Genomic DNA, 21062 nt, shown 5'->3' with positions numbered 1-21062 from the left:
CATATGCTGCAAATCATTAAAATAGAATGGCTGAAGGTAAAGAACTACCGTACTTTCTGGGTGTTTATCATCCTGAGCCTGCTGTCTGTGCTGGCGCCCAACTTTATTATTCACGATATCTTCGTCAAAAGAATTCCCAAGGATGCCCAGAAACTGCTGGGAGCATCCGTATATGATTTCCCACTGGTCTGGCAGACGGTAGCGAGTATCGGCTCATATACCTCCGGTATTTTCGGCCTGTTGCTGATCACATTGGTAACCAATGAATTTACCTATAAGACCCACCGTCAGAATATAATTGATGGCTGGGAACGAAGGGACTTTGTGCTCTCAAAGCTGTTCTGGGTAGTGAGCCTGGCGCTGGTAGCCTTCCTGACCTCCCTGATTGCGGTGCTCATCTTCGGTGGTATATATGGAAATACCCCTTTCAGCTTTGAAAACTGCCATTACCTGTTCTATTATCTGTTGCAGATAATAGTAATGCTGTTACTGGCCCTCTTGCTGGCAATGCTGGTAAAACGTACCGGGCTGGCCATCATTTTGTTTGTGGGTTATGTGATGTTCCTGGAACAACTCCTGGTCTTTATCGCAAAACGCTATTTGGGCAACCTTGGCGGCTTATTCCCCCTGCAGGCAGGAGACGAGCTACTACCATTCCCCGTGCTTGAAAAAGTGGAGAAACTGGCAGATCCTAATTACAAGGGCCCTTATGATAATGAGGTGTATCTGGCAGTACTGATTATCTATATTGTACTGATAGTATGGGGGGTATTCAGGAAGATGCTCCGCTCAGACCTGTAAATATGGCACGTTAATTATATGTTATTTGTAAAAGATAGGGCGAAGCGTCGTAATGTTTCTCCTATCTTTTACGTTATTAGTTCGTTACGCATTATTACATGACCCTGCGTTATGGACTATCGGTTAAGAATATTAAATTTGTTTCGAAAAGTAAACAGCAACGTTTGTGAAGGGAAAAGAGCAGGAAAAGATCATACTTGTTACGAATGATGATGGCGTAACGGCCCCGGGTATCAGGGCCCTGATAGAAGCGGTAAGCCCGCTGGGTAAAGTAGTAGTGGTAGCGCCGGATAGCCCGCAATCGGGTAAAGGGCACGCCATCACTATCGGAGTGCCGCTGCGGCTGGACCCGGTGGACATTTTTGAAGGCATTGAAGCCTGGCAATGTTCCGGAACGCCGGTGGATTGTGTGAAACTGGCCCGCGATAAGATCCTGCATCGACTGCCGGATATTTGCGTAAGCGGGATTAACCATGGCGCCAACCATTCCATCAATGTGATCTATTCCGGTACAATGTCTGCCGCAATGGAAGCTGCGATAGAAGGCGTACCATCAGTAGGGTTCTCCTACCTGGATTACAGTTTCGGTGCCGACTTCTCCTTATGTAAGGAGGTGGCTCACACAGTAGCGAAAAAGATGCTGGAATCTGAACTGCCGGATGGAACACTGTTCAATGTGAATATACCGGTAGTAAAAAAAGAAGATTACAAAGGACTCAGAATATGCCGTCAGGCAGATGCAAAATGGGTGGAAGCGTTTGATGAACGCCGTGATCCGCGTGGTAAAAAATACTACTGGCTTACAGGCGAATTCACGAACCGCGACAACGGAGAGGATACAGACGTATATGCATTGGCCAATAACTACGCTTCACTTGTACCGGTACAGTTTGACCTGACGAATTATAAGCTGAAGAAGAAGATAGAGAACGACTGGAATCTCTGATGCGTGTAAACGCACATTATCAAAACCTACTATGTTAAAACGAGATAATCTCCCACTAGGCATCGTACTGGGTATATTTACACCAGTGATCGCCTTCTTCCTGTACTACCTGCTGGTATTCATGCCCAGGGATAAATCCCTGAGTGAATTCATTACCCTTATCATGGGCAATCGCCAGATGCTGCCTAAACTGATCAGCATCTGTCTCCTGTTGAACGGACTGGTATTCTATTTTTATACCAGCAGCCGTAAAGACATTACTGCAAAGGGAATCTTCCTGGTGACCATGCTCTATGCTATCACTATCATCTTCCTGAAGTTATTACACGGATAAGCCCATTGAGGATCAGGAATAATACACGGTCTGTTATTTACGGGTGTTGAATTCCTGATTCCTAAGCTATATTTGCCCTATGAAGTATTACATCATCGCCGGTGAAGCTTCCGGTGATCTCCATGGCAGCAATCTGATCAAACAATTGAAACAACTGGACACTGCAGCGGATATCCGTTGCTGGGGTGGCGATATGATGCAACAGGCGGGAGGTACGCTGGTAAAGCATTATAAGGACCTTGCTTTCATGGGTTTCATTGAAGTGGTGATGAACATCCGTACAGTACTGAAGAATATGGATTTCTGTAAAAAGGATATCCAGCAGTATCAGCCGGATGTGTTGGTGTTGATCGACTATGCAGGTTTTAACCTGCGTATAGCAGAATGGGCTAAACCATTGGGGTATAAAATTGTATTTTATATCTCTCCACAGGTATGGGCCTGGAAAGAGAATCGTGTGAAGAAGATCAAACGGAGCGTTGACAAAATGCTTTGTATCCTGCCCTTTGAACAGGACTTTTATAAAAAGTGGGAGTATGAAGTGGAATATGTAGGGCATCCACTTATCCAGGTAATAAAAGAGGCGAAAGAGAAGCCCGTTGATAAACCGTTGTCAGATAAACCCATTATCGCCATCTTGCCGGGAAGCCGTAAACAGGAAGTGAGCGTCAAATTGCCGATCATGCTCACAATGGCCAGACATTTCCCCGATCATCAGTTCATTGTAGCCCAGGCGCCAAGCCTTGATGATGATTTCATTGCAGGACTAACGGGAGCGCACCCCAACGTTTCCACCGTCAAAGGACAAACATATAACCTGTTACGCCAGGCAGAAGCAGCGCTGGTTACATCCGGAACTGCTACCCTGGAAACTGCCCTATTCGGAGTACCTGAAGTGGTTTGTTACAAGGGCAGTGCCATCTCTTATTTCTTTGCCAAAAGACTGATCAAGGTAAAATATATCGCACTGGTCAACTTAGTGATGGATAAACCTGTTGTAAAGGAATTGATCCAGCATGATCTGAATGAAGAAAATCTGCTGAAGGAACTGACTTTATTACTGAAAGATGCCACGGTGCGTAACCGCATCAAGGCCGACTATGCAGCCCTGTGGGCAAAACTGGGTGAAAAGGATGCCAGTCGCCGGACCGCGGAAGTGGTCTATGAAGAAGCCACTAAGCAGGCGTGATGAAAAACAGCAAATGATTATACCGGCTAATAGCTGCTTAATGATGACGGGTAAATAGTTTTACCATCATTATTATCAATGCGATCAGGAATATAATGATGGAGATCCGGTTCATACCGTGCATCATAGCCACATAACGGGATTTAGGTGCCGAGGGATCTTTTTTACCTATGTAGAGGTAGCGTAATATTTGTTGCCAGATGCTTTTCATAATAATACAAAGATAGTTTTTATACACCTGATTCACCAGGAACCTGACTCATGAAGCACAGGTTGTATGGTGTACCTGCCCGGCAACATCTGGCCGGAAGATAATATTCTATAGGAAAGTGGTAAAGGAGGATGAGTTATTAAGCAGGATTGTGCATTACTTTGTCAGGATCAGCATTATGGAAAATTTTGCCGGAGACGGCGCCTGGTTGTTACTGCAACCGGATGAATTAGCAGCAACTTATAAGTTCTCAGATATTTAAAAATTAATCATGCGAAAACTATTTCTATTATTTAGTAGCGCACTATTGGCCTTTTCCACAGCCATTGCGCAGGACCACGGTCTGGAACAGCCCTATATCCCGGAAACCGATCAGGCTGTGTTGAAAAAAATCGATGAATGGCAGGATTGGAAATTTGGTATGCTGATCCACTGGGGTGCTTACTCTCAGTGGGGTATTGTTGAGTCCTGGAGTATCTGCCCGGAAGATGAAGGATGGACCCAGCGCCAGCCCTATGGTATTCCATATTATGAATACCTGAAGAAGTATGAGAACCTGGCCACCACTTTCAACCCTACCAAATTTGATCCTTCCAAATGGGCAAAAGCGGCCAAAAGCGCCGGTATGGAGTATGTTGTTTTCACTACTAAACACCATGATGGTTTCTGTATGTGGGATACCAAACAGACCGATTATGGTATAGCTGGTTCAAAAAGCGCTTTCCGTAATGATCCGAGAAAGAACGTGGCGAAAGAGGTATTTACTGCCTTCCAGAAGGAGGGGCTTCATACAGGGGCTTATTTCTCCAAGCCTGACTGGCACAGTGAATATTACTGGTGGTCTTATTTCCCTCCGAAAGACAGGCACGTGAACTATGATGTGACAAGATATCCTGACCGCTGGAAGAACTTTAAGGATTATACCTATAAACAGATCGAGGAGTTGATGACCACAATGGGCAAGATCGAGATCCTCTGGCTGGATGGCGGCTGGGTACGTGCCCGCACGCAGGGTGTTAAAAAAGAGAACGATATCACAGCAGCAGAGATAGACACCAGGCCCACAAAACAGAACGAGGACATCGATATGGCGGGTATCACTAAAATGGCCCGCGGCCATCAGCCTGGCCTGATCGTAGTGGACCGTTCTGTGCATGGTCCGTTTGAAAACTATCGTACGCCGGAGCAGCAGATCCCGGAAAAACCATTGTCTTATCCCTGGGAAACCTGTATGACAATGGCTAACTCCTGGTCATATGTACCGGATGATAAATATAAGCCTGTGAATAAGATCATCCATAACCTGGTGGATATTGTGGCGAAAGGCGGTAACTATCTGCTGAACGTAGGTCCTGGCCCGGATGGTCAGCTGCATGACGAGGCTTACACCACTATGGAAGCCATTGGAGCATGGATGAAACTTAACGGTGATGCTATCTATGGTACCCGTTCAATAGCCCCTTATAAAGACGGGAAGGTATGTTTTACCCGCAAAAAGAATGGTAATGTATATGCCATTTACCTGTTGGATGAAGGAGAGAAATTACCGGCACAGGTAGCATTTGAAGGTCTTAAGCCTGCAAAGGGAGCAAAAGTAACCGTACTGGGAGCAAAGGAAAAGATCTCCTGGAAGGCCACTGCTACAGGCACTCAGATCTCCATCCCTGCCGCTGTACAGCAGAAAGCGTGGCAACATGCTGTGGCTATACAACTCTCTGCAGTAGAGCAATAGATAGTGATGAACACATACAATATTAACAGCCTGCATAAGCTGTGAACAAAAAAAATGGTTGTCTTTGAACAGGCAGCCATTTTTTTTTGTTGTCTAATTGAATGTGTGAAAATAAACTATGAATAACCCAATCCGTTCAATTTCAAGTTGATCCTTAGCATGGCAAATCAAGAAAAATTTTCTTCAATAACTAATCATTAACTAAAATGAGAAGTTTATTCAGCAATATTGTAGCAGAGTCATGGAATGACATTGTGTGTTAACAACAATTGAACCGGGTATAAAACTTAACGCATGGTAGGTAACGTACAAATTCTCCTTGCAGAAGATGATTATCAATACGGCAATATCATTAAAAAGCAGCTGGAAGCCGTAGGATACCAGGTTGTGCACTGTTTTGATGGTGAAGTGGCCTGGAAAAAGTTTCAAAGAGACGATTTCGATCTTTGTATACTTGATGTGATGATGCCCAAAAAAGACGGCTTTACGCTGGCGCAGGATATCCGTAAAAAGAACGGTATGATACCGATCCTCTTTGTTTCTGCAAAATCGGCTGATGAAGACCGGCTACACGGCTTTCGCATTGGCGGGGACGATTTTCTGGTGAAGCCATTCAGCATGCGCGAGCTGATCATGCGGATCAGGGTGTTCCTCCGCAGGACGCTGCCAAAGGATGTACCAGGAGACGGCATCTACAAGTTGGGTGACGATGTCAGGTTCAACTACGAAGAAAAGGAGCTTAGAAAGACGGGTGGCGAAGCCTTTGCTACCCTCACCAAGAAAGAGGCCAAGGTATTACGGTACCTGGTCGAAAACAGCAATAAACTGGTAAAACGGGACGAGATCCTGCTGAAGGTCTGGGGGAACAGTAGTTTCTTTTCCAGCAGAAGCATGGACGTATTCATTACGCGCTTACGCAAGCACTTTAAAATGCAGCCAGGAATAGCCCTGGAAACCCTGCATAATGTGGGGATCCGGCTAAACATCCTGGAAAGCAGCAAAGATAAAAACGACGAATCTACGTCAACAGATACCGATAATCAGGGTGACGAGTAGCAATATCCAAACCCCATAACCACCAAAACAATGACTTACGGCAGAAATGACCAGCCACGCTACCGGCAACAGGGCAATGGCAGTCGTACGGAGAGTAATGAGCGCAATCACCGCACGCAGAGACACAACGGGAACCAGTTCCGCTCTTCCCACCCCCAAAACGGATCACGCTTTCCCCCACGTATCAAACCGCCCAAGGAAGAGAGCAAGATCTATTTTATAGCCCTGCTCCCCAATGCCGAAATTGGTAAGGAGATCATCCGGCTCAAACAGGAATTTGCTGAGAAATATGACGCCCGCCGGGCACTGAGGGTACTGCCGCATATCACCATGCAGGTGCCTTTTACAGCCAGCCCCTCACTGGAAAAGACATTATGTCCCGGACTGACGGCCTTTGCGGCAGCGATGCAGCCTTTTGAAATAAAACTGAGCGGTTTCGGCGGATTTTCTTTTACTAAACGAAAGGTATTATATATCAATGTGGAAAAGAACGACGGGATCGTGTACCTGCACCAGCAGATGATGGAATTTCTCAGGAAGGAATTCGCCTTCAGCCCTATGCTGGCCCGTTACGGATTCAATCCACATATCTCACTGGCATTCAGAGACCTGTCCGATCTCGAATTCGAACTGGCCATGGAAGAATACCGGCATCGTCCTTTCGTTGCCTCCTTCCAGGTCCGCAACCTGTACCTGCTCCGGCATAACGGCACCTCCTGGGAGGTGTTGCATAAATGCAGGCTGGGAGGGGTGTGACTAGCACTTTTCTGCCACGCTTCCTATGCAATAAAATCGTAACTTTATAGCAGATGGAAACAGTGGTAGTAAAACAATATAACCTCGACGAGGAACAGGAAAAGAAAGAGATCGTTCGTCATTACCGCGCTTTACTGAGGTCGCTTAAACCCCGTTTGAAGAAAGGAGACCGCGAATTGGTACGTACTGCCTTCGAAATGGCAGCAGACGCTCACAAGGAAATGCGCCGGAAGTCCGGGGAGCCTTATATCTTACATCCCCTCGCTGTAGCGCAGATCTGCGTTGACGAGATCGGATTGGGTGTACGTTCCGCTATCTGCGCTTTGCTGCACGATACCGTAGAAGATACCGAAGTCACCCTCGAAGATGTGGATAGAGCCTTTGGGGCCGAAATATGTCATATCGTGGACGGGTTAACCAAGATATCCACCGTGATCGACTCAAACACCAGCACCGCCCAGGCGGAAAACTTCAAAAAGATCCTGCTCACACTGGCAGATGACCCCAGGGTGATACTTATAAAGCTGGCAGACAGGCTGCATAATATGCGTACCCTGGACAGTATGAGCCGCGAGAAACAGCTCAAAATAGCCTCGGAAACCGTATTTATTTATTCCCCCCTGGCCCACCGCCTCGGCCTGTACAATATCAAGTCCGAAATGGAGGACCTGTCTATGAAGTACACCGAGCAGCAGACCTACCGGGACATCGCCAAACGCCTGAAAGAAACCAAGCGTGAACGTACCCGTTATATCAATGAATTCATAAAGCCTATCAAGGAGGTGTTACAGGAAGAAGGCTTCATGTTCGAAATCTACGGACGGCCTAAATCCATACACTCCATCTGGAATAAGATCAAGAAGAAAGGTGTCACCTTCGAAGAAGTCTACGACCTCTTCGCCATCCGTATCATCCTCGACTCTCCCCTGGAAAAGGAAAAATCCGATTGCTGGAAGGTATACTCTATTATAACGGACTTTTACCACCCCAGCCCGGAAAGGACCCGCGACTGGCTCAGTAACCCGAAATCCAACGGATATGAGGCACTGCACGTGACCGTGATGGGACCACAGGGTAAATGGGTGGAAGTACAGATCCGTACCAAGAGGATGAACGACTACGCTGAGAAAGGTCTGGCCGCTCACTGGCGTTACAAGGAAGGTAGCGCCCAGAGCGTTAGCACAGAGGCAAAATTTGATCAATGGTTCACCCAGATCAGGGAGATCCTCAACAACCCGGACTCCAATACACTGGATTTCCTGGCCGACTTTAAAAGTAACCTCTTCACCGAAGAGATCTATGTATATACTCCGAAAGGCGATCTGAAGATATTGCCTGTCAATTCCACCGCCCTGGACTTTGCTTATGCTATCCATAGTGCGGTAGGGAACAAGTGTATCGGCGCTAAAGTAAACTACAAGCTGGTACCTATCAGCCATAAGTTGCGCAGCGGCGACCAGGTGGAGATCATTACTTCCAATAAACAGAAGCCGACGGAAGACTGGCTTAACTACGTATTAACGGCCAAGGCCAAATCCAAGATCAAAGACGCCCTGAAGGAGGAAAAAAGGAAGGTGGCCATGGATGGGAAGGATGTGCTGGAACGTAAGCTGGACCATCTGAAGATCTCCAATAGTCAGCATAATATCAACGAACTGGTACAGTTCTACAAGCAACCATCGCCGCTGGACCTGTATTACCAGATCGCTGTCAAGAATATCGACCTGAAAGAGCTGAAACAGTTCAATGTACTGGGGGATAAACTGGAGGCGCCTAAACCACCGGCACCAAAACAACCGGAACATATCTCGGAAGATCATCTGAAACATCAGATCCCTTCCAAGAAAGATGCGGAACTGATCATCTTCGGGGAAAGCTCAGACAAAATAGCCTACAAACTGGCTAACTGCTGTCGCCCGATCCCGGGAGATGACGTATTCGGGTTCATCACTGCCAGTGAAGGACTGAAGATCCACCGCACAAACTGTCCCAACGCCGCCCAGCTGCTGGCCAATTACGGTCACCGTGTGGTAAAGACCAAGTGGGTGAAGAACAGGGAGATCTCCTTCCTGACCGGGCTGAGGATTGTAGGTATGGATGACGTAGGGGTTATCCATAAGATCACCAACGTGATCTCCGGTGAGCTGAGGGTGAACATTGCCGGGCTGACCATCGAATCCAGCGAAGGGCTGTTTGAAGGGCTGATCAAGGTGTTCGTACATGATAAGGAAGAACTGGATGAGCTGTTCGAAAAGCTGAAGAAACTGGATGGTATTCAGTCGGTAAGCCGCCTGGAAGATGAATAAGTCTCCTGAAATTAGGATCAGATTATAATAAGACGGGCCACAGGGCGTTTATTCCTGTGGTCCGTCTTTTTTTTTTGACAGGTCCCCGAATATTATTTCCTAATTCGGATTCGTGCTATTTTTCCTTAATTTTGCCACTTCGTTTTTAAAAATCAATATCAACTCTTATGGTAGATGTTTTGCTGGGCCTACAGTGGGGCGATGAAGGCAAAGGAAAGATTGTGGATTACTTTGCAGGTAAATACGATGTCATAGCCCGCTTTCAGGGTGGGCCCAACGCAGGGCATACATTATATGTGGATGGCCAGAAAGTAGTATTACATACCATCCCTTCCGGCGTATTTCACAAAAATACCATTAACCTGATCGGTAACGGTGTGGTACTGGACCCTGTGACTTTTAAAAAAGAATGTGACAAGATTTCTTCTTTAGGTGTTGACCTGAAAAAGAATCTTTTTATTGCAGAAAGAACACATATTATCGTACCTTCTCATCGTGCACTTGATAAGGCGTCAGAATTATCCAAAGGCAGTGAAAAGATCGGTTCCACCCTGAAGGGTATAGGACCGGCTTATATGGACAAAACAGGTCGTAATGGCCTGAGAGTAGGAGATGTGCTGCGCGCTGATTTTAACGAACGTTATAACAAACTGAAGGAGAAACACCAGCATCTCCTGGCAGGATATGACTTCACTGCTGAAGTAAAAGCTGAAATAGCAAAGGATATTGCTGATTGGGAAGCTGAGTTCTTTGATGCAGTGAGCTACCTGAAACAGATGAATATTGTGAACGGAGAATATTTCATCAACGATAAGCTGAAAGCAGGTAAGAAAGTCCTGGCCGAAGGTGCACAGGGCAGCATGCTGGACGTGGATTTTGGTACATATCCATTCGTTACTTCTTCCAGTACTATCTCTGCCGGCGTATGTTCCGGACTGGGAGTAGCGCCTAAATGGATAAAGGAAGTGATCGGTGTGACCAAAGCATACTGTACCCGCGTAGGTAGCGGACCATTCCCTACTGAACTGCACGATGCTACCGGTGAAAAGCTACGTACTGAAGGTAATGAGTTTGGCGCCACTACCGGCCGTCCACGCCGTTGCGGATGGATAGACCTGGTAGCCCTTAACTATACCTGTATGCTGAGTGGTGTTACGCAATTAGTCATGACAAAAAGTGATGTACTGGACGCGTTTGATGAAGTGTACGCATGTACCGCCTATGAGATCAATGGTCAGCAGACAAAAGCAATGCCCTACCAGCTGAATGATGCAGAAGTAAAACCAATATGGGAGCAGCATAAAGGATGGAGTGACGAAACAGCAGCCAAAAGCAGGCACTTTAATGAGTTACCGGCCGAGATGAAATCTTTCGTAAAAGCAGTGGAAAGTTACCTGGATGTACCTGTGAAATTTGTCTCCAATGGACCAGGCAGGGACCAGATTCTGGAGCAGGAAAAAGCCTAAAAAATTACGGAAAAAAATCGGCAAAAAAAATTTGGCTAATACAAAAAACTGTTAAAACTTTACGCAAAAGTAATACGCTAAAGACTTAAGTGAACCTATTATGAAATCAAAATCTGATAACGAAAAAGAGACCAAAAAGACTAGTTCTCCGAAGACTACGAAAGCCACGCCTAAAGCTGCTAGTAAGCCAAAGAAGGAAGAGGAGGACGATGATGAGGATCTGGATGAGGAGGAAACTCCCCGTAAGTCTGCTGCTTCTAAAAAATCAGATAAGTCAGCTTCAAAGTCAAAGAAGAAAGACGATGATGAGGATGATCTGGAGGATGAGGATGAAGAAATTGATCTGGACGATGATGATGATAATTGGGGTAAGACTGATGACGAGGACTATGATCCTGATTTCGAAGAGTTTGACATGCCTAAACCTAAGAGCAAACGTGGCCGCCCTGGTAAGAAGAGCGCAGACGACGATGATGATCTGGGCATCGACGACGAATTCAAGGACATGGGCCTGTTCAACGACAGAGGTGGCTTTGACGATGATGACGACGATTTCTAAGCATTAAAAGCACGCATTATCAGGATATTTTACGGTTTCCCGGTTAATGATCCAAAGTTATTTAAACAGCAAATGTTGAATTGGAGTAATCAGTTCAACATTTGCTGTTTTTTGGATAATAATAATTACCCTTCCATCTACCACCAAAACGAAGCTATACTGGCCGCAGATGCGCTGGATACGCTTTCCTGCAATGCCGGTAATGCATTCCCCTCACTACAGCAATATCATAATACCCACCGTGATTGGCTGTTCGGCCATCTTGCATACGATCTCAAAAACGAAGTGTTTCCGGGCCTCTATTCCGATAATAAAGACGGACTGGGGTTTGCTGACCTTTTCTTTTTCAGGCCCCGTATCGTCATGCTATTGCGAAATAACGAGGTGCAGATAGGCGGGTGGGAGATGGACCAGGCTGCAGCTCATAATGTGTATACTGCATGTCTTAACGCAAAAGAAGAACTGGTGCAGCAGGTGCCCGCCGGTAAAGTGCAGGCCCGGCTCGACCAACAACAATACCTCAACGCCGTTAACAGCTTACAGGAACATATACACCGGGGCGACTGCTATGAAGTGAATTTCTGCCGGGAGAATTTCATTGAAGACGCCATCGTACATCCCCTTTCTCTTTTTAAACGCCTGAACAGCGTTTCTCCTTCCCCCTTTGCAGCTTATTACCGCACCAATGACCTGTACCTTGCCTGCTCCAGTCCTGAACGTTTCCTGCAAAAGAAAGGTCCGGTTGTTATTTCACAACCTATAAAAGGCACGATCAGGCGTGCAGAAACACCCGCTGGTGATGATGAACGCCGGAAAGAATTGCAGCAGAACAGCAAAGAACGGGCAGAGAATGTGATGGTGGTAGACCTGGTACGTAATGACCTTTCCCATACCGCTACACGCGGTAGTGTACAGGTGGCAGAGCTATTCGGTATCTATTCATTTGCCCAGGTGCATCACATGATCTCAACGGTGACGGCTATCCTCGAAGAGGGAGTGTCTTTTACAGATGCGATCAGCCAGGCTTTTCCCATGGGCTCTATGACAGGGGCGCCTAAACTGAGCGTGATGCAACTGATAGAACAATATGAGCAATCCCGCAGAGGATTATTTTCCGGTGCCCTGGGCTATATCAGCCCGGAAGGCGACTTTGATTTCAACGTAGTTATACGCAGCATACTATATAATGCCGACAAGAAATACCTTTCTTTCCAGACCGGGTCTGCTATTACCTATTATGCCGATCCGGTAAAGGAATGGGAGGAATGCCTGTTAAAGGCGGAAGCCATGAAGAAGATCCTGGAAGGTTAACACAGGCTATTTATCTTTTTCCTGGAAGATGTTTTCCATTGCCCCACGGATATCCGGGTATGAAAATACAAATCCTGTTTCCTGGATCTTAACAGAAGATACCCGACAGCTTTTCAGCACTTCAATACTCATCTCACCCAGCGCCAGTTTCAATGCAAATGAAGGCACATATACAGGTAGGAAACTTCTTCCCTTTGCCTCCTGGGCCATCGTCATTACCAGCTCTTTATTTTGTACCGGATGCGGTGCTGCTGCATTGTAGATGCCTTCCAGGTCATGATTGACAATGGCGCTCAGGTAAATACGGGCCAGGTCATGAAGATGGATCCAGCTGACATATTGCTCCCCGTTACCCAGGATGGTAGCAAATCCGAATTGTAAAGGTTTATAGAATTCTTTTAGTGCGCCGCCCCCCAGGCTGAGTGCAATGCCGGTGCGCAGGATGACCACTTTTTTCTGTAATTCCCGCATTTTCAGCACACTGCTTTCCCAGGCTACGCAGGTATTTCCCAGGAAATCGCTGAATGGCGGATCGTTTTCCGTAAAGGCAGTGCCGCCTTTATTCTCACCGTAGTAACCAACACCAGAAGCACTGATCACCTTTTTAACCTTATTGGGGTACTTGCTGAGGGCATCAAATAATAAGCCTGCACTCTGCACGCGGCTGCTGACAATCTCCCTTTTACGGGCAGCAGTCCAGCGTTTGTCTCCAACATTGGCGCCTGCTAGATGGACGATGTAATCTGCCTGCTGTATAGCTGCTTCATCAATTGTCTGACGGGCAACATCCCAGTGGGCATAGCTGACAAGCTCATTATCCGTATAGCCATTGCGCATGTGCCGGCTCAGGATAATGACTTTATAACCAATTTCTGTAAGCAACTTTGTAAGCGCCCGGCCCACGAGACCCGTGCCGCCAGTAATTAACACCGTATCCATAATCGTAAAAATACATAATTCAGCATTAGAAATTACGAATTGAAAGTGATGAATAACAGCAGTACCCCCGTTTCGGGTGAATAACAGGGCCAAATCGGCCCGATAAAGGAAGATAACCGTAATTCGTTCATCATAATTCGTAATTACGTATTTTAGTGTTCGCTGACAGGAGATGCTCCACGTTTTCCTGCCCATGTTTACAATGAATGATGTTGATTTACCGTTAAATCTATAGGCCTAAACTTGCAACCTTTTAAATTATAAGCAATGCGCATTCTATATCTCTATGCTTTACTGGTCTTATGGAGTGGGGCTGTAATGGCTCAAAAGATCTCCTATACAGAACCAGAAAGGGACGATTACAAAAGCACGGAATTTGAAATTATCGGTAGGGTATCAGGAAATATACTGGTATACAAGAGCGATAGAGGTGATTATGTCGTTTCTATCTATGATAACACCATGGGACTGAAAAGCCGCGTAAAGCTGGATTTTCTGCCTAAAAAGCTGATCAGTGTCGATTTTGTGTCCTATGCTGATAAAGTATTCATGTTGTACCAGTTTCAGCGTAAAGATGCTGTTTATAGCTTCTGTGCTACTATGGACGGTAATGCCCGCTTTGCCGATGCACCGATATTGGTGGACTCTACCAGGATAGGATTTTACTCCAAAGAGAATAAAGTGTACTCTGTAGAATATTCGGAGGACAAGAATAAGATCATGGTGTATAAGATCAACCAGGATAAGGAGAACGACAACGTATTCTACACATTCCTGTATGACAGCGCCTTTAAACTGATCAACAACAGCCGGGTATCCTTGCCCATGGAAAGTAAAAAGTCTTTCCTCAGCAACTTTAATCTCACCAACGAGGGCGACCTGCTCTTTAATAAACTGGAGCGCACCAGCAACAGGGATTATATCGTCAGCGGCAGCCTTATCATCAAACGGGCCGTGGTAGACTCCTTTGAGAGTGTACCTATGCAGCTCAAGACCCAGTTGTTGGATGAAGTGAAAATGAAGGTGGACAACAACAATAAAAAAGTGCTGGTCACGGCCTTTTACTATAAGCAGAAGAGAGGTAACGTAGAGGGCCTGTACGTCAGTAAATATGACTATGTACAGAAACAGCCGTTGTATGAGAAAGAAGTGGCGTTCTCTCCGGAGCTGAAAAATAATGCGAAAGGGGAATCTTCCACCAATGCAGCTTTCAACGACTATTTCATCCGTAAGATCATCAATACCAGCAATGGTGGTTTTATCGTTACTGCGGAATCTTACTATACCACTTCCCGTTCACAGCCCTGGAACCGCTGGAACTATATGTACGGCCCTTATGGTATGTATACACCGTATTACTATTCACCGTATTCACCGTTTTACTACAATCCCTGGTACAATAACTACAATTCCCAGGATCGCTATCACTACGACAATGTAGCAGTGCTTTCCATGGATAATGATGGTAATCTGCTCTGGAGCAATTTTGTACACAAGAGCCAGTATGACGATGGCTCCGACCTGTACCTGTCTTACATGATGGTCAACATTGGTAGTGAACTGCGTTTCCTGTACAATGAGCTGGACAGGCGTAGTTATATCCTGACAGACAACAGCGTACAACCTGATGGTCAGGCCAGTCGTAAACCGACCTTACGTAACCTTGACAAAGGTTTCACCTGGATGCCCCGTTACGGTAAGCAGATCAGCGGTCGGTCTGTACTCGTGCCATGCATCTACAGGAATTATATCTGCTTCGCGAAAATTGATTTTTAAGAGGGCGGGGATCACATAATTGACCTGTTGCCTGTATAATAGCATATTCCAGAAAAGAAACCGTCTCATTCCAATGAGGCGGTTTTTTATTGTCCTATTTCCCCAAAATTCTGCAAACTGATTAAAAGAAGTAGTTTTTTAAGAAAAGTGCTGAATTTTTGATGATAGGTTATGATTTCTTTACTTTTTTTTGTTAGTTTATACTATCAACCAAAGTCGGCACGCTTAAAAAGGCTATATTATCAGTAATTTACATACATATGATGACGGGGATCTTATCGCTCTATTGCAAACAGGTGATATGGCTGCCTACGAATGTATTTATAACAAGTACTGGCCCCTTTTATATGCCTATGTCTATAACCGTTTAAAATCGAAAGAAGTGACGGAAGAACTGGTCCAGGAGGTTTTTTTCTCCCTCTGGAACAGACGGGCCGAACTCGAGTTACAGCAAACCCTCTCTGCCTACCTGTACACAGCGGTAAAATACCAGATCTTCAACTATATCAAAGCTGATAAGGTACGGAAAACCTATATCAGTTCTTTTGCCCGTTATAACGAGCCTTCGCAGGATAATTCAAACGAGGAACAACTTGCTTTTGCCGATCTGGCTAATGCCCTTGAAAAAGAAGTATCCCGCCTGCCCGAAAAATGTCAGCAGGTGTTCAGAATGAGCAGGAATGAACACCGTTCTATCCATGATATTGCCAATGCCCTGAATATCTCCCACAAAACCGTGGAAAACCATCTTACCAAAGCACTGAAGCATTTACGCCTGGCTTTCAGGGAATATTTCTGGTTCCTGTAAATTTTTTTTCCCTCCGGATAGGTGTATCCCCTTCTTCAGTTTACATAGTATATAGAAGCGCCGCAGCCATATACTAAAACAAGTTTCAGCTACTGATGGACAATAAGGAATTTAAACATTTACTGGACAGATATACAAAAGGTCTCCTCAATAAACAGGAAATGGAACACCTGGAGAAGTGGCTTGACACGATGGAGGATAAAGCTGCATTTGACAGGCTTTCAACGGAAGAGCTGTCATCTTCAAAGGAAGAGATGTTCAGTAGTCTGCAACAACGCATCAGACGGCAGGCGAAAACAGTCCGGATGTTTCGCCCGGCACAAAAGATAGCGGTGGCTGCAACCATTGCTGTGATCATCGTAACCGGTTATATCTGGCGGAAGAGCGTACTTGACATCGTAGCCCCGCATAGAACCACTTATGCCTACAGCGACAAAGGGCATGTCCATAAACAAATCCTGTCAGACGGTAGCATTGTGTGGCTGAAAGGGAAGAGCAAACTGACTTTCCCTGCCGCGTTCAATGAAAAGGAACGCCCTGTGACACTGGAAGGCGAAGCCCTGTTTGAAGTGGCAAAAGATGCAAAACGTCCTTTCGTTGTATACTGTGGCTCATTGACAACAGGTGTATTGGGCACCAGCTTTAATATCCGTAAAAATGAAAAAGGGGAAGTGGCCATATCTGTATTGACAGGATCTGTTGTAGTAGGATCGAAATCAACAAAAGAACAGGTTGTCAGAACAAATGAAAGCATTGTTTATTCGGAAGTACAGGCATCAGTAGTAAACGTACATCCCTCACGTACAGACATACATGAATTTATCAGGGGGACAGAATATGACATGGCGTTCAATGACGCCCGCATGAACGACGTAATACAGAAAATAGAAAAGAAATTCGAAGTAAAGATCAACCTGGAAGATACCGCCATTCAAAAGCTCGTCATTACAGCGGACATGACAGACCAATCTTTAGAACATACAATGGAGATGATCAGCCAGGCTCTCAACCTGGACATAGCGATCACTGACAAGATGGTATTTATACGACCAAAAAAATAAACTATGAACTGTAATTCAACCAAAATCAGGATGTATCACTATCACATTAAAAAAGTCGCCTATGAGGAAAGTAAACAGTAAAAATAAAAGCAGGAGGTGACAGCCCCCTGCTGAAATTGATTTAGCCCCTGAAATACTGCGTGACAGCGCAGTAAGGGAATTCCTTTGTCTTATTCAACCAGAAACTAACAAAGAAACAGGCCTATGTCCATAAATGTAAAGACAAATGCTTTTATAACCAAATCCGTCATTATCACATCATTAGGTATGATGATGTTATTCTCCGCCAGTCCCGGAGCCCTGTATGCACAGAATATCCTGAACAGAAAGATATCCTTGCAGGCAGATGATATGAGCCTCAAAATGGTGCTCAATCAAATAAAGTCAAAGGCAGACGTAAAATTTGTATATAGTTCCGATCGCATTGCCATGGATAAAAAAGTTACTGCCAGTGCAAATGAAGAGGAACTCGGTAAGGTGCTCGATAAAGTATTGGGGAGACTGGACATTAACTTCGTAGTAAATGATGGTTTCATTATCCTGAAGGAGAAAAGTGAACAACATAATATTCAGCCGCAGCTATCTGCTCCCTCAGCAGATACGGTGATCAAAGGGAAGGTACTCGCAGAAAGCGGTGATCCCTTTCCCGGCGCAACAATCGTAGAAAAGGGCACCAGTAACGGTGTTACTTCAGGAGGTGACGGATCTTTCACACTAAAAGTCAAACAGGGCGCTACACTGGCAATCACCGCTATCGGTTATCATGTAACAGAAGTCGGCGCTGCGCAGGCAGGTACAATTAAATTACAGGCAGCCGTAAAACAACTGCACGATATTGTTGTGACAGCAGCAGGTATCGCACGTCAGAAAAACAGCCTGGGCTATTCCGTTAGCACCGTAGGGTCAGAGAAACTCGCGCAGAAGTCAGAACCCGATCCTGTACGTGCACTGACGGGTAAAGTAGCTGGGGTAAATATACAGTCTGCCGGTGGTGTGGCCGGTGGCGGTACCAATATCACCATTCGTGGTAACTCTTCCCTGAACGGTAATAACCAGCCGCTGTTTGTGGTGGATGGAGTGCCTTTCGACAACTCCAGCTTTGCAAATGTCGGCTCCTCTTCGGTAGGTGGTGTCGGTGTGACCAATCGCGCATTCGACCTTGATCCAAACAACATACAGAGTATGACAGTACTCAAAGGTGCGGCAGCCGCTGCATTGTATGGTTCGAGGGCTGCCAACGGCGCTATTATCATCACCACAAAAGCAGGTAAAAAGAAAAGCCGCAAAGGCACGGAGATCACTTACAATACTTCTTATGCTATTGAAGAAGTGGCCGGACTGCCTGAGTACCAGACTAGCTACGGACAAGGTACCAACAATGACTACAGGCAAGGTGTATACGCCTCCTGGGGCCAACCTTTTCAGGGCGTTTCCAGTATGCTGCCTACCCGCGCTACTATTCCCCATCAGTTAACACGCCAGTTCAGTTCCGCAGTATTTCCTGAATTTTATGAAGCAGATGGTGTGACGCCAATACAGGTTCCCTACAAATCCTATGCAAAAGAGAATGCTAAAAACTTTTTCAGAACAGGGAGTGTATACGAAAATGCGATTACCATTTCTTCAGGCAGTGAGAAAGGGAATTTTAATGCAGGCTTTTCCAATACAGACAATAAAGGTGTCGTGCCTGGCAATGAGATCAAGCGCACCTCTGTGAATATAGGCGGCAATATCCGGCTGGAGAATAAGTTTTATGCCAGCGGCTCTATCAACTACGTGACCACCCGCCAGAAAACACCTCCCGTAGGTGGATTGACCGGCTCAATCATGTCAACGCTGATGTACGTGCCCACCAGCTATGACCTCACGCATTACCCTTTTGAGAATCCGATAGATGGTAGTAACGTATATGACTACACCGGCGTGGACAACCCATATTGGTCAGTAAAACATAGCCCGAATAAAAGTGATGTAGACCGTTACTATGGCAACCTCATTGTAGGTTTTGATCCTTTCTCATGGCTGAATGTTCAAAATACGATTGGTTTTAATGCATATACAGACAGGCGATTGAGTGTAAGAGGGAAAGGATCATCTTCCTACGCAAATGGTAGTATCACAAGCGATAATATCTACCGCCAGGAACTGGACAATACCCTGTTATTAACAGCAACACATGCTGTCACACCAAACATCTCCGTCCGTGCTATTTTGGGTAACAACGTGAACCAGCGGTTTACAGACAGGAAGGCCTTTTACGGAGATAACATCATCGTGGCTGATCTGCATGATATGAACAATACCAGCTCTGTAACCGGCGTACAACTTACCAACAACAGGAACCTGCTGAAACAACGCTACTATGCGTTCTTCACAGATATCACCTTTGACTATAAGAACTTTGCTTCCTTAAACTTCGTAGGACGTAATGACGTATCATCTACCCTGCCTGCCAATAATCGCAGTTATTTCTATGGTGGTGTGAATGGATCACTGGTGTTTACAGAAGCGTTCCATCTGCCCAAAGAAGTGCTGAATTTCGGTAAGGTAAGAGCCGGTTATACAAGAGTAGGTAATGAAGCTTCTCCTTATCAGACAGCTAATTTTTACCAGATCAATGCTATTCTGGGTGGTAATGCAACGCCCTCAAATGTAGGACTGCCCTTTACTCCACAGAATGGAGCGGTGTATAATATCGTTACACAATCCAACCTGTTGACAAATGCCAACCTGAAACCTGAGTTTATTACAGAACTGGAATTAGGAACGGAATTGCAGTTCCTGGATAACCGTATCGGTATAGATCTGACTTACTATAATAAACGTAGTACCTCACAGATCTTCGAAGTAACAGCAGCACCTTCTTCCGGTTATACCACACAGATCCTGAACCTGGGCGAGGCTACGAACAAAGGGATAGAGATAGGCTTTACCGCTGCTCCCATCCGCACAGCCAATGGTTTCAACTGGGATATCAACACCAACTTTACCCGCAACAGGAACATGATCAAAAACCTCGGTGGTTATGAAAGCTTTAGCTATGGTGGTACCAATGGGACCAGCAGTGTGCATATCGTAGGACAACCATACGGATTGATCCAGGGAACAGCTTACGCACGTGATGAGGAAGGTAATATCCTGATAGATCCTGCTTCCGGTAAACCATTGGTATCGGGCTCACTGAAGGCGATCGGTAATCCCAATCCTGATTTTATACTGGGGATCACCAATACTTTCAGGTACAGAAGCGTGACACTGAACGTACTCTTTGACTGGAAACAAGGTGGGCAGATGTACTCCAATACCGTCGGTCAGATGATGTCGCGCGGTGTGACCAGGGATACAGAAAAACGTGAATTCCAGATCGTTTCTCCTGGTGTAATGGGCGATATCAATACGCTGAAAGCGCTGCGGGATGAACGTGGAAATAAGATACCCAACAATGTGGCGATGTCTTATGAAGATCATTTCTTCAATGGTGGCATGGGCCCCGGCGGTGTGAATGAAGGTTCCATCTTTGATGCCACTGTGTTCAGGCTGCGTGAGATCTCCCTGGCATATGACTTTCCAAAGAGCTTACTGGGCAATTCACCGTTTGGCTCCGCTACCATCTCACTGTCTGGAAGAAACCTCTGGTACAATGCGCCTAACTTCCCGAAGTATACCAACTTCGATCCGGAAGTGAGCTCACTGGGTGTGGGAAACTCACAGGGATATGATAACCTGTCAGTGCCTACTACTAAAAGATTTGGCGTCAACTTAAGGTGTTCCTTCTGATATGGGATATTGATCACTCAACCTGTCATGAATT

At 45.7% G+C, this 21062-nt stretch carries 17 protein-coding genes; 15 read left to right on the top strand and 2 right to left on the bottom strand.

Features of this window, described 5'->3' with window-relative positions; all coding sequences use genetic code 11:
• Nucleotides 1–3 precede the first annotated feature (3 nt).
• The 4 genes from CLV42_RS08850 to lpxB all read left to right on the top strand — a co-directional run bounded on the left by CLV42_RS08850 (nt 4) and on the right by lpxB (nt 3270).
• On the top strand, nt 4–801 hold the full coding sequence (locus tag CLV42_RS08850; RefSeq protein WP_106601547.1) for an ABC transporter permease: 798 nt from the start codon (nt 4–6) through the stop codon (nt 799–801).
• 166 nt (nt 802–967) lie between these two features.
• Nucleotides 968–1747 (top strand): 5'/3'-nucleotidase SurE, encoded by a 780-nt coding sequence (surE, locus tag CLV42_RS08845; RefSeq protein WP_106601546.1) that lies wholly within the window; start codon nt 968–970, stop codon nt 1745–1747.
• A gap of 31 nt (nt 1748–1778) precedes the next feature.
• The gene (locus tag CLV42_RS08840; RefSeq protein ID WP_106601545.1) at nt 1779–2081 is read left to right on the top strand and encodes a hypothetical protein; all 303 of its coding nucleotides are present in this window, start codon (nt 1779–1781) and stop codon (nt 2079–2081) included.
• A gap of 79 nt (nt 2082–2160) precedes the next feature.
• Complete coding sequence (gene lpxB, locus CLV42_RS08835) at nt 2161–3270, top strand: lipid-A-disaccharide synthase (protein ID WP_106601544.1); 1110 nt, start codon at nt 2161–2163, stop codon at nt 3268–3270.
• 37 nt (nt 3271–3307) lie between these two features.
• On the opposite strand, the gene CLV42_RS33865 is transcribed toward lpxB, so the two are convergent.
• Entirely contained in the window at nt 3308–3481 is a 174-nt protein-coding gene (locus tag CLV42_RS33865; RefSeq protein ID WP_170117441.1) for a DUF6728 family protein, read from the bottom strand.
• 271 nt (nt 3482–3752) lie between these two features.
• Between CLV42_RS33865 and CLV42_RS08830 the strand changes: the two genes are divergently transcribed.
• From CLV42_RS08830 to CLV42_RS08800, 7 genes are all read left to right on the top strand, one after another.
• Nucleotides 3753–5213, top strand: a complete 1461-nt coding sequence (locus tag CLV42_RS08830; RefSeq protein ID WP_106601543.1) for an alpha-L-fucosidase — start codon at nt 3753–3755, stop codon at nt 5211–5213.
• Nucleotides 5214–5507: 294 nt separating this feature from the next.
• Complete coding sequence (locus CLV42_RS08825) at nt 5508–6269, top strand: response regulator transcription factor (RefSeq protein WP_106601542.1); 762 nt, start codon at nt 5508–5510, stop codon at nt 6267–6269.
• A 30-nt stretch (nt 6270–6299) separates the two neighbouring features.
• Nucleotides 6300–7025, top strand: a complete 726-nt coding sequence (locus tag CLV42_RS08820; protein ID WP_106601541.1) for a 2'-5' RNA ligase family protein — start codon at nt 6300–6302, stop codon at nt 7023–7025.
• A 53-nt stretch (nt 7026–7078) separates the two neighbouring features.
• Nucleotides 7079–9331: a RelA/SpoT family protein gene (locus CLV42_RS08815; protein ID WP_106601540.1), complete on the top strand. Its 2253-nt coding sequence runs from the start codon at nt 7079–7081 to the stop codon at nt 9329–9331.
• A gap of 167 nt (nt 9332–9498) precedes the next feature.
• A complete protein-coding gene (locus CLV42_RS08810) occupies nt 9499–10797 on the top strand; it encodes an adenylosuccinate synthase (protein ID WP_106601539.1) in 1299 nt (432 codons plus the stop codon).
• A gap of 100 nt (nt 10798–10897) precedes the next feature.
• On the top strand, nt 10898–11356 hold the full coding sequence (locus CLV42_RS08805) for a hypothetical protein (RefSeq protein ID WP_106601538.1): 459 nt from the start codon (nt 10898–10900) through the stop codon (nt 11354–11356).
• A gap of 111 nt (nt 11357–11467) precedes the next feature.
• On the top strand, nt 11468–12667 hold the full coding sequence (locus CLV42_RS08800) for an anthranilate synthase component I family protein (protein WP_245901568.1): 1200 nt from the start codon (nt 11468–11470) through the stop codon (nt 12665–12667).
• Between the two features lie 6 nt (nt 12668–12673).
• Here CLV42_RS08800 and CLV42_RS08795 read toward each other — a convergent pair whose 3' ends face one another.
• Nucleotides 12674–13606, bottom strand: a complete 933-nt coding sequence (locus CLV42_RS08795; protein WP_106601536.1) for a TIGR01777 family oxidoreductase — start codon at nt 13604–13606, stop codon at nt 12674–12676.
• 267 nt (nt 13607–13873) lie between these two features.
• On the opposite strand from CLV42_RS08795, the gene CLV42_RS08790 reads away from it, so the two are divergent.
• The 4 genes from CLV42_RS08790 to CLV42_RS08775 all read left to right on the top strand — a co-directional run bounded on the left by CLV42_RS08790 (nt 13874) and on the right by CLV42_RS08775 (nt 21028).
• Nucleotides 13874–15382, top strand: coding sequence for a hypothetical protein (locus CLV42_RS08790; protein WP_106601535.1), 1509 nt, complete (start codon nt 13874–13876; stop codon nt 15380–15382).
• Between the two features lie 238 nt (nt 15383–15620).
• The gene (locus CLV42_RS08785; RefSeq protein ID WP_317047990.1) at nt 15621–16190 is read left to right on the top strand and encodes an RNA polymerase sigma-70 factor; all 570 of its coding nucleotides are present in this window, start codon (nt 15621–15623) and stop codon (nt 16188–16190) included.
• Nucleotides 16191–16285: 95 nt separating this feature from the next.
• Nucleotides 16286–17251 (top strand): FecR family protein, encoded by a 966-nt coding sequence (locus CLV42_RS08780; RefSeq protein WP_106601533.1) that lies wholly within the window; start codon nt 16286–16288, stop codon nt 17249–17251.
• 204 nt (nt 17252–17455) lie between these two features.
• Complete coding sequence (locus tag CLV42_RS08775) at nt 17456–21028, top strand: SusC/RagA family TonB-linked outer membrane protein (protein ID WP_106601532.1); 3573 nt, start codon at nt 17456–17458, stop codon at nt 21026–21028.
• Nucleotides 21029–21062: the final 34 nt, after the last annotated feature.

Source organism: Chitinophaga ginsengisoli (assembly GCF_003014595.1).
In the GTDB taxonomy this organism is placed as follows: Bacteria; Bacteroidota; Bacteroidia; order Chitinophagales; family Chitinophagaceae; genus Chitinophaga; species Chitinophaga ginsengisoli.
This window is presented reverse-complemented; position numbering and strand designations above follow the sequence as displayed.